The sequence below is a fragment of the Acetivibrio mesophilus genome (genome assembly GCF_004102745.1).
GTDB classification, from domain to species: domain Bacteria; phylum Bacillota; class Clostridia; order Acetivibrionales; family Acetivibrionaceae; genus Hungateiclostridium; species Hungateiclostridium mesophilum.
Map to the genome: position 1 here is coordinate 42175 of NZ_RLII01000013.1, position 13284 is coordinate 55458.

Sequence of the window (13284 nt, forward strand, 5' to 3'; positions counted from 1 at the left end):
GTAATGGTATGAATTTTTTATGGAAAAAGCAAAAAAAAGCAATAATTAGTCTGTTGATCGTATCAATATTGCTAATCTTGCTCTATATTATAATGAATTATCTCTTTGCTCTTATTCTGCCTTTTTTAATTGCCATAATAATATCTTCTGTCAACGAGCCTCTTATTAACTGTATGGAAACAAAGCTTAGGTTGAGCAGAAAAATTGCCTCAGTCATATCCCTCACTATTACGGTAAGCATAATTATCGTTTTGATTTCCTTATGTGTATTTAAAGTATATTATGAACTGGTAAAGCTTAATGCCAATCTCCCCCATTATATAGAATCTTTTTCTGCCGCCGCCTCAAACTGCTACAGCCGTGTCAGCGTTTTTTATTATTATCTTCCGGAGAACCTGTCCGGTATCTTTGAGTATAATCTTAAATCATTGCTGCCCAAGCTTGAGATTATAACCGGTCGAATAGCCGAATCAATTATAAATAGTATCGCCTCAATACCTAAAGCTGCAGTGTTCACTACTGTGACTCTTTTATCTTCCTACTTTATTAGTAGTGACCGCAGAAAGATTAGAAGCTTTATTTACAGACAGCTCCCTGTAAATTTTAAGCAAGGTTTTATCGGCATCAAAAGCGACACCTTTTCAACTATAGCCGGATATATAAAGGCTCAGCTCATACTTATGTGCATTACCTTCATTGAAACCACTTTGGGTCTTATTGTCATAAAATCCGAATACGCAGTACTAATCGGCTTTATTGCTGCGATAGCAGATGCAGTGCCCATTGTAGGAACAGGCATTGTTCTATTTCCGCTTATAGCCTGGAATTTTATCGGCGGAAACATTCAAATGGCTCTAGGCATAACGGCAGTATACCTTTTTGGAGTAATTTTAAGACAGATAATCGAGCCGAAAATAGTTGCAAGCCAGACAGGAATTCACCCCTTTGTAACCCTCATCTCAATGTATTTGGGAATGATGCTCTTCGGATTTCCGGGACTTTTCATAGGACCCATGTTTGTGACAATTCTAAAAAGTCTCCACAAGTCCGGTCTTATAAGTGTATGGAGCGATTGATACATCAACTACTTTCTATAGCCCATAACTACCCGGTCAATACCGGCTAGGTCCTTTACGCTTTTAATGGCGCAATAGCTTCTTTCCATAAGGCCCCAAACATCTTTTGCTTGGCCATACCCCACTTCAAAGGCCAGCAATGAGCCCGGGCTTAGAAGCTTTGTGGCTTCACAGGTTATGACCCTATAAAAGTCAAGGCCGTCCTCACCCCCATTTAGCGCCGTACCGGGTTCGAAATCCTTAACCTGCCTATGGAGGGTCTTTATTTCTTCCGCAGGTATATAGGGAGGATTGGAAACAATGATGTCAAAAATACCTTCCTCATTGTGTTCAGTGACTTTTGCAAAGGGACTTTGAGCTATAGCATTAAAGAGTCCTCCAAAAACATCGCCCTTTAGAAAAGACACCCGGTCCTCCACACCGCACCTTCTTGCATTTGCTTCGGCTGTTGCCAGCGCTCCTTCCGAGATATCTACTGCCAGAACCCTGCAGTCCTTTACAAAGTGAGCAAGGCTTACAGCTATACATCCCGATCCGGTACCAATATCAAGTATTCTCGCATTCTTAAGTCCGGTATCCTTCACATGCCCTAATACAACCTCAACAAGGGTCTCGGTATCCTGTCTCGGTATCAGCACATCCGGTGTTACGATAAAATCAAGAGACATAAACTCCTGATGTCCGGTTATATACTGAAGAGGCTTTCCCCTAACTCTTTCGTCAAGAAATGCTGCAAATTTTTCATACTCCTCATCCTTCATGCTGTAATCATCATGAGAATAGAGAAAACTCCTATCAACATTCAATACATGGCACAAAAGTACCCCGGCCTCCAGTGCCGGGGTATCAATATCTGCTGACTTAAGCAGCTTTATCCCCTTTAAAAGGGCATCCTTTAGTATCACGCTATCACCCTATCACCATTTATCTTCTTCCTTGTTGTCCACCAATACATTCTTCATGGCTTCAATAGCCACCTCTATCTGACTATCATCCGGCTCCCTTGTAGTAAATCCCTGGAACATCAATCCCGGTGTATTGATAATCCTTGCTATTTTTAACTGACTTCTTCCGCTTATCTTTATTATCTCATAGGATATGCCGGCTACCAAAGGAATCAAAATAACTCTAAGAAGTATGTTTATCCACAAGCCGTGCTGACCTACCAGCGAGAACACCAGTATACTTACTATCATAACTGTAAACAGAAAAGATGTCCCACACCGGGGATGTCTTGTTGAATATTTCTTGACATTCTCAACAGTGAGCTCCTCTTCATTCTCATAGCAGTGTATGGTCTTATGTTCTGCTCCGTGATACTGCCAAACCCTTTTGATATCCTTCATTGTCGATGTAAGAGCCATATACAGTATAAAAAGTCCAACCCTCACAATACCCTCAACTACATTATATATGATTGACCCCACACTTGTTGATTTGTCAATGGGCAAAAATGAGGCAACCAGGTTTGGAAGCACCATAAATAACAGTACACTGAAAATTATTGAAAATATAACCGAGATATAAATCAATACATCCTGCAGCTTATCACCTAAAATTCGGTCAAGAAACTTATCAACCTTCGAAGGCTCTTTGCCTTCATCTTCTTCCAAATCTACAAACTCTGCCGAATACATCAATGCCTTAATTCCAAGAACCATCTGCTTAAAAATACCTACAAATCCCCGTATTATTGGGAGCTTCGAAAATTTACTCTTTTTGGGAACAGGTCTTTTTTCAACGATGATTTCCCCATCAGGCTTTCTTATTGCAATGGCAGCCTCCTTTGGGCCTATCATCATAAGTCCCTCAATTAGGGCCTGTCCACCTATGCTAGTCATATGCCTGGGTTTCTCAAAAATATCCTGTTTCATCCTAGACCTCACTTATAGTTTTATTAAATTTATTATACATTATTAAATTTATAAACTCAATAAAAACTCTAGCTTATCGAGATCCCTCGTTATTACTGATTTCACTTATTCCAAGGCTTCAAACAATTTTCTTTTCTTCTTTATTACAGTCAAGCTTGATATTTCCACCGTTTTGTATGATTTAGAGGACAAAAATAAAAGCTCGGGACATTGAGTTCCTTCGCTTTTACGTCTTTTATTTTACTCGAAGAGCTAAAAAAGACTTTATGGTTTTGATTTGCCATAAAGCCTTTTGTTATCATAATTTTATTGTATCCATTATTTATCTATTACGATATCAATTCTCCTATTTTTCTGTCTATTCTCTTCTGTGTCGTTAGGTGCTATAGGTTTAAATTCACCGTTACCGGTAGCAGTAAGCTTTTCCGGATTTACTCCGCTTTCCTCTACAAGAAACAACACTACATTGGTTGCCCTCTTCGTAGACAATTCCCAGTTTGTAGGAAACAACATCGTGTTTATCGGCAAATTGTCTGTATGCCCCTGTATGGTAGCACCTCTATTCAGCTCTTTTAGAAGCTCACCAATCTTTTTTAATGCCTCTTTTCCTGATGGCTTTATGTCTGCTTTACCAAGGTCAAAGAGTATGACAGAGTCTATTCTGACTGTCAAATATGTATTATCTTCAATCACCTTTACATATTCATTCAGTTCCATTTCCTCAACAAGACTTTGCACATCCTCAACAAAATCTTCGATTTTTTGGGCCTCACTAGCAGCATTTCCCCCTGTAAAAGCCCCAATTTCAGCACTTTTTCCTTCATTAAAAGCTTCGTCGCCGTCCTCCATTATATCCCCGGAAACGTTGTTCTCCTTTACATTGTAAACCACTGTTCCGTCATTATAACCATAAATACCTCCGCTGCCGCTTCCCATAAAGGCCGCACTCAGCGAATTTGTAATCTGTTGAAATTTTTCGCTGTCAACACTCGACATGGAGAACAAGAGCACAAAAAAGGTGAGCAACAGTGTAACCATATCACTGTAAGTTGTCATCCATTCGGGTGCACCTTCTGACGGTTCATCCTCCGGCATCTGCCTTCTTGGTTTTTTCATAATTACACCTCACTTATACAGCAGCCTCTCTGCCTTTTTCATTTCTCTCGCTTCTTCTTTCTTCTGAAGCCTGATTTGTCATCTGATCATATTCAAGCTTTTGTTTTGGCGAAAGGAAGGTTTTCAGTTTATGCTCCAATATCCTTGGGTTTTCTCCTGCTTGTATAGACAAAACCCCTTCAATAATCATCTTTTTCTCCTGTATTTCTTCCTTGCTCTTTTGAGACAGCTTACTTGCAATAGGGTTACATATTAGATTGGCAAGAACGCTTCCATAGAAAGTTGTAACTAATGCTATCGCCATAGCTGAACCAATTGCTGAGGGATCATCCAATGCTTCCAACAGCTGTATAAGCCCTATAAGAGTACCAATCATTCCCCATGCCGGAAATTGTGAAGCCATGGTCTTAAATAATCCTGCACCTTTATCATGGCGGGCTTTCATATTCTCCAACTCAAGATCCATTGTGTCAACTATAACTTCCGGTTCAACACCGTCAACAACCAATTGGAGAGATTGCTTTAGAAAGTCATTATCGATATTTTCCTGTTCTGACTCAAGAGAAAGCAAACCTTCTCTTCTAGCCTTAAGCGAAAGCTCGACCAGCATCTTGATGGTGTCCTGAGGCCTAGATTCCTTCCCAGCCAGCACCTTTACAACCACCTTCATAATCTTTGCAAACTCGGTGATCTTACAGGAGATAAGAGTGGCACAAAGTCCTCCGCCAAGAACAATAATAATCGACGGGAGATGCACGAAGGACCATATTCTTCCTCCAATCATAATAGACCATATTAAACATACAATACCTACAATCATTCCTATAAGAGTAGCTAGATCCATAAATTCTCGCCTTCTATCCTTATATTTTTGAACCTGCTATCTATATATCGGAATAATTAAGTAATAAGATTATAATTTCCTATGTTTTTTTATTCTTTTATTCTATTGACTCATTAAACCTTGATAACTACTGCATCTGTGTCCTTAAATAAACATATTCTTCTGTATTAATGGCAAAAATCGCTTTATTTTTTATCTTATTTGCGATATAATGATACTGGGAAAAAGTATATTTTTCCTTTTTATAAACATCTGTAGTCTTACTCATATAATCATATGTAAAAGAGGAGTGATAGAATTAACCTCGTTTGAACTTATTGTTCACAACCTTATGTAAAAATCATATAATTTAGAAAGAAGATTAACAAAGATAAGAAATTTTGGGGAGGAATCACAATGAAAAAGTTAAGAACTCTTGCTTTTCGCTTTGTTGTCTACTCTATTTTGCTCTGTACGCTGTTTCTATCAACCACCTTTCAAAGTATTGCATCTACCAACGTAAAAGTATATTTTGATGGCAAACTAATGGAATTTGGAACTAACGCCAACGATCCAGCTCCTTATATTAAGGAAGGAAGAACACTTATTCCCTTCCGTAGAATATTTGAAGCTTTGGGTATGGATGTTAGCTGGGATTCTACGCTCCGTATGGTTACAGCTAATGGAAACGACATTGAAATGACTCTTTACATAGGGAAAAAAATTGCCCTTGTAAACGGAGAAGAAAAGGAACTTGATGTCGCTGCGGAAATAACCGATGGCAGAACCTTTGTTCCATTAAGATTTGTCAGTGAAAACTGTGGAGCTGATGTTGCTTGGGATGACAGCACCAAGTCTGTGTACATAACAATGCCTGAAAATATGCCGTCCTCCTCAGGAGAAACGCCACCAGCTGTAGAAAGGAAAAGCTTAGGCGATGAAACTACATATCAAGACATGACATTTTCCTTTGACGAAGTTGTAGTTAAAGAAGTAGAAGGAACTAATGACGTTAGAATAACTGTAAAAGGCAAAACCAATATAAAGGGTTCGACTTTACTTCTTGAGCTTTACAGTACTACCGGTAAATCTGTTAAAGTCAGAGTTTATGCCCAACCATCACAATCTGATACATATGAGTTTTCCGGCTCGGCTTTTGCTTCAAAATCTTTTGTTCCAGAAGTAATGTATGTAACAACGCCATTTAAGGATGAAAAATATATAAGAATTGCAAGATATGATATCTAATGATTTCAACAAACTTTTATATGACATCATAGCCACTCAATTTTTTAACCGGGTATTTTAGAAAGACTATAAAAAATATTAGGGAGGTATGTACATGAAAAGAAATTCTTGTTTTAGAACTCTTGCATTTCTGATGGTTCTCGGTATCTTTCTTAACCTTTCATTAATGACAGGTTTTAATGGCCTTTTTGTAGAAAATGTATTTGCGGCTGAAGAGGTCGAATTCCCGGTCTTAAGTAATAGGGTTTCTGTAACATTAAAAAACATTAGGAAAGATGTTCCATCAGACACCATAGCTCTGCAACTTGGTATTATTAACTTAAATAAAGGAAGAAATATAAATTTAGACGACCTTAAATTAAGATACTACTTTTCTGATGATGGCTGCAGTCCTATAGACATAGATGTAAAATCGTTCGGTACAGCTGCACTGATCTATAATCCAGGATTGGTTAAAACCACATTGGTGAAAGGTTTGCCTTATGCAGGTGCTGATAGCTATGTTGAAATAAAGTTTACAGGATCTGTAGAACTGAGTTATGATAGAAAACCTATATACATTGAGCTTCATATAAAAGAAAGCGACATATACAATGACTTCAATCAATTCAATGACTATTCCAATAATAATTACTATGCTCCTTTTTTACCTGAAAACTTTTTTGCATCGGGAAGAGTACCAATTTTTATTTATGATTCAAGTAAATCTGATTTTGTACTCCTGTCTGGCGTATTACCTAGTGAGACATCCAAGATTCCAACGCCAACTACAACACCTGTAGCCTCCCCTTCTCCTTCTCCTGCGGTTAGTCCAGGTGAGAAAATATTGGCTACTGCTGACGGAAATATAGTTGGACCAAACCCTACTCCTGCTGGGTTATTTGAGCCAGCCAATATAGGATTCCCTCATCAAGGTTCTATAGATGTCGGTTTTTCTCCTCGTCAAAAAGAAGCCCTGATTCTGCTTGATTCATCTTATGAATCTACCAAAGTAGAATCTGAACTAAGTAACATTTTTAAATATTGTCTATTCTCAAGCGGTGATTCTTTATATCAAGGAGAAGGAATAACAATAGAGGGCGATGTGTTCACAAGAAATCTGATGGATGTTAGAATGTCAAGGATCGATGTGACAGGAAAAGTTGAGTATAGCGAAAGAACTACTGAATCCTATGGTGGACCATTAGGTTCTGATGAATCAAAGATGGATAGTAAGGAAGCAAGCAGATATGATCGCTATCTTGCACCTGATGAAAATGGAGACTATTCAACTCTATTTTCAATGATACAGGATAAAGTTGCAAAACTGCCTGAGAAAGATGATGCTAAATTTTTGTTTATGGAAGATATTATCCCAAACTATTACCCTGCAGCCCATACAGACCCCAATTGGCGTAAAAGAGCTGCAGAGTTTTACTATGATGATACTGACAGGTCTGTATCTATAGCATATCGTTCAAAAGAAGCTGGAGGATTTAATCGTACCTATGATAATACTTTCCCAGAATATCTTATAAAACAAGATAGGGACGACGGCGGATTTGTACTTAAGTCTAATATGTTTTTTGATGGTAATCTTGTAATAAGTGTCAAAAACATTAAGCAAGAATTAATTGGTGGAGCTACATCCGCTTTTATATATGCTTACGGTGACATAACCTTACAAGGTACAGATGCAGACTTTGAAGATGTATATCTTATAACCAAATATGGAAATATTAATATTGAAACAACTGGTTCTACTATATCCGGAATTGCATTTGCCCCAAATGGAGAAATTAAAATTAATGGTCAAAACAACACTCTTCAAGGTAGTTTTGTTGGAAACTCTATTGTAAGCACCTCAGGTAATACCTCTTTTAAGGGACCCAGTGATGGCCAATTAGACGACATTGAAGATGCCTTAAAAACTACTGAGGGTTTTGACACAATTAGGAATGCAATAGCTTTACTTCCTTATATATTTGATGAGTATACAAGAGCGGGAATCATAACCTATTCCGACTATGCAGATATAAATGATTCACACATTAAAGATCGTTGGAAATTCTTTGATTCTTCCACTGAACGGGAGGAGTTCTTAGATTATACTATAGAGCTGTCAGCAGACGTAGATTCCAAGAAAAGCAATCTTGGTGATGGCTTAAGAAAAGCTTTGGATGTCTTTATTAAACATTCCGACCCTGAGTCTGAGAAATATATATATATCTTCACAGGCCTTGATCCAAATGCATATACCAGATCTCATACTGGAAGCCAGTTTGAAACCGACCCAGCATACGACACTAGTGACTTCTATATTTCTGATGAAACTGGAAGCAACAATAATGGAAATAAATATGTTATAGAAATAATGAAATTAATAGATGCTTATAATCGCACCTCAGGCAATGGTAAAATAAGACCTATACTTATTGATTTGACTACCTATATTAAAGAATCAAATATAAAAAATGGTGTGAAAGAGTCTGATATTGAAATCGATGATTTAAGAAGTCTTGCTTCCGACTTGGGAATTAGTGTCTATGACTCTGAAGAGAAAGCTTACTATTGTCCTTCATTAGAGGATATACAATCTCTTTCAATTATTAATGAGCTGGCATATATTTCAAACACTATTCCACCTAAATTGGCTGTGGAAAACTTGACAATCAATTCAGCGAAATTTGAATTGTCACTGCCAAGCCACCTCAAGCCGGTTGAACTGTTCTTCAAGAAAGCAGATGGTTCGAAAGAATCAATTGTTAATTTGACTGAGCTTACGCCATCCGGTGGCAAGTACAATATCAGTCACATCTTCACCGATGATGAGCTTGCGAACCTCACAAGTATTGATGACGGTTTGAGCTACGACTTAGAAAGCCGTGAACTATACCTCACACTGATTGTCAACTATTCTGATGACTTCACCGAGAATACTCTATCCATTGAAGGTGTTGTTGATATTGCCGGACCTCAGGTAACATACGAATTGTACGAAGATAAAAATGGTGACGGCATAAAATCCGAAGGTGAAGATGAGTTTGAAGTTGTAGTACCTTTCGACAACATAAAGTTTAACGTAGTCTATAAGAAGGATATAAACTAAGCCGAAATAAAAAGCAACTCTTACAAAAAGCTCTGGGGCGCAAATCCCAGAGCTTTTATTAATATTTAGCAACTCTAATTAGCGATTATCCATTAAATGCTTACGCTGTTCATTAAGCAATAATTAGTAATAGTACTATTCATCTAACATAACTCTTTACGCTCTTTCATTTTTGCGAGCACAAAAAATTCAAGATGTGAGATAATTGTTATGTAATATTGTGAAGTTATATGTTATAATATGTACGTACGTGTAATTTTATATGATAATGCTTTATGTGCAGATTTTCAAACATTACTAATAGCAAAATTCTGCAAGTAATTTGTCAGGAGGTCAAATAATGAGCAGTGAACAAAATAACAAAAATAACTCCAAAATAATGTTGGTTTCTTCGGCCGTAATTCTTATTTTGCTGTTTGTGGTTCTTATATCTAAGCTTGGCTCGGAATCGCCTTCTCAGCCATCTCAACCCGAGTCTATACGTTCAAGGTTAAACGCACCCATAAGTCTTGATACAAATGTGAAAAACGCTTTGACATGTGATTCTCTTGCTGTAACGGATGAATATATTTTCTATTCAAACACCGAAGGTCTTTACAGAACCAATAAAGACGGCTCAAACAAACTCGAACTGGAGTCTGGAGAAATCTTAAATATCAATATATATAATAATTACTTATATTATACTAAAAGAATTACCGAAGACAAAACCATAGCTAATACCAATTATACTCATAATATTATTAAGCAGTCTTTTGACGGCTCAGAAAAAACTGAAATTGCCAGTGTAAACTGTCAAAGAGTAGGGTCAATGCTAGTAGCCAATGACCTGATAATACATAAACTTATCGTATTTGAGGGTGACGGTGGTACAAATGATTTAGGTGAGCCGACAGGAAAGCTTGTAAGCAAATACAGCGCAATATTGATTGAAGACAGCAAACATGTCAGCGATGTATCTGAGGAACAATACAACTCAATAATGACACTGAATTATCCTTTCAATCAATCGGAGCTTGACAGTTACCTCCGTGAAGATAATAATAATTTTTCTGTAAGAAGTTCGAAATACTCTGTCAGCGATACAATGTATTTTGAAGGACGACGCATGAAGGAACCTAAAGATGCAGCTATATTTAGTATTTCAAAAAAAGACAACAAGCTTAACCTTATTACCAAATATGATGCGGTTACAGAAGATAATTACACTATTGATAATTCTCTTACAGGTTTTTGTTACAATGAAAACGATAACAGTCTTTACTACATATTATCGGCAAGAAAAAAAGTTAAAGACAGCGCTTCCATAAGTGAAAAGCTTGACCTGTGCAAGCTGGATTTGAGCAACAACTCAATAACTGTTATTGACACCATATTTAAATCTGAGGATTTTTAGTTAAGTTAAAAAGCTTATAATATTAGCTCCTTCTTGTAAATTAAAATAAAACATGAGTTGAAGAAATATTTCTTCAACTCATGTTTTATTTTAAAAGAAATTATAGTTCTTTATTATCATCGATTTTTGAATACTTCATTTAAGAATAAAAGCTCATGCCATCGAGTCCCTTTTCTTTAACCTCTTTCATTTCACTCCAAGAGGCTAAAAAATATCAGGTGATCCTTTTTAGAACCACCTGATACCGTCATTTTTGGCGCGCCCAAGAGGAGTCGAACCCCTAGCCTTTTGATCCGTAGTCAAACGCTCTATCCAATTGAGCTATGGGCGCAAAAGTAATTTTAATGAACATATAATATAATAATATAAATTATAAAAAAAATCAACAACATTATTTTCTTTTTCTCAAAAGCAAAATTCAAAACACCTGCTAGATTGCCAAAACACTTCAAAAACAAGTTTAAAAGAAGTTTATTTTCCTTGAATACTTTATATAAGGTTTATTATTCCTGTAACATGTCAATTTTATATGATATAATAAGGATATTTGAAAAGAATATTTTCCCATAATAATGAGGGGATGATTTAATGTTTTTTGAGTCTTACAAATCAATTTTGTATTCGGATACCCAAGTTCCGGATATTTTTATTACCGAGTACATGCCTTTGCTCAGTTCCGACAGTGTAAAGGTGTATTTATACTGCCTTTTTTTAAGCAAGCACAACAAGAGTGCTTCAACAGAAGAGTTTGCCAAAAGCTTGGGACTTGAAGTCACAAAGGTAAAAGAATGTCTCGCCCAGCTTGAAAACCTCGGTGTACTCTCTTGGAAGGAAAACGGCCTTGTGCTTCATGACCTTAAAGAAAAGGAAATTAAGAAAATGTATCGCTTAAAAACCACCTCCACACCGGAGGAAGCTGTGTCCAACTGTGAAAAGAACAAGAAGCGCAATGAAATAATTTATACGATAAACAATACATTCTTCCAAGGTATTATGTCTCCTTCATGGTATACCGATATCGATACTTGGTTTGATAGGTACAAATTTGACGAAGATGTTATGTTGGCACTGTTTCAATACTGCTTTGACCAGAAGGGGCTTGTCAAACCTTACATAGAAAAAGTAGCTGAGAACTGGAAAAACAGGAATATCAAGAACTCCTTCGACCTTGATAATTACTCTATCGAATACAAAAAGTTCAAGGATGTTCGCAGTGCCATTGTTAAAAAGCTGAAGCTCGGCAGAAACCTCACCGAGTTTGAGGAGGAATATGTTGAAAAGTGGGTTATGGATTATGGATACAGCATTGACACCATTGAGCTTGCTTTAAAAAAGACAACCTCTAAAACCAACCCGAATTTCAATTATCTGGACAGCATAATTACCGACTGGCACAAAAATAGCCTAAAAACCAAAGAAGATATTGCCGTTTATGAAACCGCAAGAAGAAAGAAGACTTCAAATAAAACCAGCTCTGTGGCATCTGCCGCTGTGCCTCAAAGAGGCAACTTCGAGCAAAGAAAATACGAGGATGGGTATTTGAACAGTCTTTATGAAAACGCATAAACCTAAAAAGGTACTGGGAAATAAGGAGGCAGCATGAACAGGGATATTCACCGCATAATAATAAATGAATATGAATCCAGACAGCAAGCAGCCTCTCACAGGCAATTATTGAAAAAGGAAGAGGTCTATAAAAAGATCCCCCGTATTGAGGAAATTGATAATCAGATACATCTTACGGGGATAAAATACAATAAAGCCATACTTTTAGGCATCCAACCATCGGACAGAGCGATAAGCGAGCTTTTAGACAAGATAGACTGCCTTAAAAGGGAAAAAAGGCAGCTTCTGTTGGATTTCTCCTATCCGGAGAATTATCTAGAGCTTGAATTCCAATGCAAACAATGCAAGGATACAGGCTTTGTTGAAACTTCCACCGGTACGGAAAAATGCTCCTGCTACCGTCAGCAATATATTAATCACCTTTTTAAGCAGTCAAATATAAAGGTCCTTGACGCGGAGAATTTTTCCACTTTTAACGAAGGCTATTATCCTGATGAAGTAAATGAAAAGAAGTTTGGAATCAGAATATCTCCAAGGCAGAATATTATTAAAATACGGGAAAGATCCCAAGCCTTTATTGAGAATATCGACAACCCGCAGGATAAGAACCTTTTTTTCAGTGGACCCACAGGGGTTGGCAAGACCTTTATGGTAAACTGTATAGCTTCAGAACTTCTAAAAAAGGGCAGAACCGTATTGTATCAGACAGCCCAGTCCCTGTTCAAGGTTATTAATGATTACAGGCTATCGGCTCTAAAGGACAATGAATTTGAAGATACCGTCTATTCCGATATTTTCAATGTTGAGCTCCTTATTATAGATGATCTTGGAACCGAGTCTCCAACGGCAACAAGATACGCAGAACTGCTTAATATTTTAAACACTCGGCAGGAAAACAATTTGTCTGTTCCCTGCAAGACTATTATAGCTTCTAACCTTGGAATCAACCTACTTAATGAGTACTATGATGAAAGAATAGTATCAAGAATTATAGGTGGATTTGACCTGTTTAGGTTTGCAGGAAATGATATTAGGATGTTAAAAAAGACCATACAGGCTTGATAACAAAGGACATAGCCAACAAAGGCTATGTCCTT

10 protein-coding genes and 1 tRNA gene are annotated in these 13284 nt (G+C 37.2%); 6 read left to right on the forward strand and 5 right to left on the reverse strand.

Going from position 1 to position 13284, the window contains the following annotated elements:
• Nucleotides 1-8 precede the first annotated feature (8 nt).
• A complete protein-coding gene (ytvI, locus tag EFD62_RS10600) occupies nucleotides 9-1076 on the forward strand; it encodes a sporulation integral membrane protein YtvI (RefSeq protein WP_069195452.1) in 1068 nt (355 codons plus the stop codon).
• 8 nt (nucleotides 1077-1084) lie between these two features.
• On the opposite strand, the gene prmC is transcribed toward ytvI, so the two are convergent.
• The 4 genes from prmC to EFD62_RS10620 all read right to left on the reverse strand — a co-directional run bounded on the left by prmC (nucleotide 1085) and on the right by EFD62_RS10620 (nucleotide 4910).
• Nucleotides 1085-1981 carry a peptide chain release factor N(5)-glutamine methyltransferase gene (gene prmC, locus EFD62_RS10605; RefSeq protein WP_069195451.1) on the reverse strand — a complete coding sequence of 299 codons (897 nt, stop codon included), beginning with the start codon at nucleotides 1979-1981 and terminating at the stop codon, nucleotides 1085-1087.
• Between the two features lie 12 nt (nucleotides 1982-1993).
• Complete coding sequence (locus EFD62_RS10610) at nucleotides 1994-2950, reverse strand: DUF1385 domain-containing protein (protein ID WP_069195450.1); 957 nt, start codon at nucleotides 2948-2950, stop codon at nucleotides 1994-1996.
• Between the two features lie 318 nt (nucleotides 2951-3268).
• The gene (locus EFD62_RS10615; protein WP_128706087.1) at nucleotides 3269-4066 is read right to left on the reverse strand and encodes a flagellar motor protein MotB; all 798 of its coding nucleotides are present in this window, start codon (nucleotides 4064-4066) and stop codon (nucleotides 3269-3271) included.
• 13 nt (nucleotides 4067-4079) lie between these two features.
• Entirely contained in the window at nucleotides 4080-4910 is an 831-nt protein-coding gene (locus EFD62_RS10620; protein WP_069195448.1) for a motility protein A, read from the reverse strand.
• 396 nt (nucleotides 4911-5306) lie between these two features.
• Between EFD62_RS10620 and EFD62_RS10625 the strand changes: the two genes are divergently transcribed.
• From EFD62_RS10625 to EFD62_RS10635, 3 genes are all read left to right on the forward strand, one after another.
• On the forward strand, nucleotides 5307-6137 hold the full coding sequence (locus tag EFD62_RS10625; protein ID WP_069195447.1) for a copper amine oxidase N-terminal domain-containing protein: 831 nt from the start codon (nucleotides 5307-5309) through the stop codon (nucleotides 6135-6137).
• 94 nt (nucleotides 6138-6231) lie between these two features.
• The gene (locus EFD62_RS10630) at nucleotides 6232-9225 is read left to right on the forward strand and encodes a cellulose binding domain-containing protein (protein WP_128706088.1); all 2994 of its coding nucleotides are present in this window, start codon (nucleotides 6232-6234) and stop codon (nucleotides 9223-9225) included.
• Nucleotides 9226-9565: 340 nt separating this feature from the next.
• The gene (locus tag EFD62_RS10635) at nucleotides 9566-10621 is read left to right on the forward strand and encodes a DUF5050 domain-containing protein (RefSeq protein ID WP_069195445.1); all 1056 of its coding nucleotides are present in this window, start codon (nucleotides 9566-9568) and stop codon (nucleotides 10619-10621) included.
• A gap of 254 nt (nucleotides 10622-10875) precedes the next feature.
• On the opposite strand, the gene EFD62_RS10640 is transcribed toward EFD62_RS10635, so the two are convergent.
• Nucleotides 10876-10952: transfer RNA gene (locus EFD62_RS10640), tRNA-Arg, on the reverse strand.
• Between the two features lie 257 nt (nucleotides 10953-11209).
• Between EFD62_RS10640 and EFD62_RS10645 the strand changes: the two genes are divergently transcribed.
• Both EFD62_RS10645 and EFD62_RS10650 read left to right on the forward strand, forming a co-directional pair.
• A complete protein-coding gene (locus EFD62_RS10645; RefSeq protein ID WP_069195444.1) occupies nucleotides 11210-12187 on the forward strand; it encodes a DnaD domain-containing protein in 978 nt (325 codons plus the stop codon).
• Nucleotides 12188-12220: 33 nt separating this feature from the next.
• Nucleotides 12221-13249, forward strand: coding sequence for an ATP-binding protein (locus tag EFD62_RS10650; RefSeq protein WP_069195443.1), 1029 nt, complete (start codon nucleotides 12221-12223; stop codon nucleotides 13247-13249).
• Nucleotides 13250-13284 lie beyond the last annotated feature (35 nt).

Bases quoted from the DNA above. Each gene is read 5' to 3' on its own strand.
- EFD62_RS10645 (WP_069195444.1), top strand. From the start codon at position 11,210: ATGTTTTTTGAGTCTTACAAATCAATTTTGTATTCGGATACCCAAGTT.
- EFD62_RS10610 (WP_069195450.1), bottom strand. From the start codon at position 2,950: ATGAAACAGGATATTTTTGAGAAACCCAGGCATATGACTAGCATAGGT.
- EFD62_RS10620 (WP_069195448.1), bottom strand. From the start codon at position 4,910: ATGGATCTAGCTACTCTTATAGGAATGATTGTAGGTATTGTATGTTTA.
- EFD62_RS10625 (WP_069195447.1), top strand. From the start codon at position 5,307: ATGAAAAAGTTAAGAACTCTTGCTTTTCGCTTTGTTGTCTACTCTATT.
- EFD62_RS10650 (WP_069195443.1), top strand. From the start codon at position 12,221: ATGAACAGGGATATTCACCGCATAATAATAAATGAATATGAATCCAGA.
- EFD62_RS10630 (WP_128706088.1), top strand. From the start codon at position 6,232: ATGAAAAGAAATTCTTGTTTTAGAACTCTTGCATTTCTGATGGTTCTC.
- EFD62_RS10615 (WP_128706087.1), bottom strand. From the start codon at position 4,066: ATGAAAAAACCAAGAAGGCAGATGCCGGAGGATGAACCGTCAGAAGGT.
- ytvI (WP_069195452.1), top strand. From the start codon at position 9: ATGAATTTTTTATGGAAAAAGCAAAAAAAAGCAATAATTAGTCTGTTG.
- EFD62_RS10635 (WP_069195445.1), top strand. From the start codon at position 9,566: ATGAGCAGTGAACAAAATAACAAAAATAACTCCAAAATAATGTTGGTT.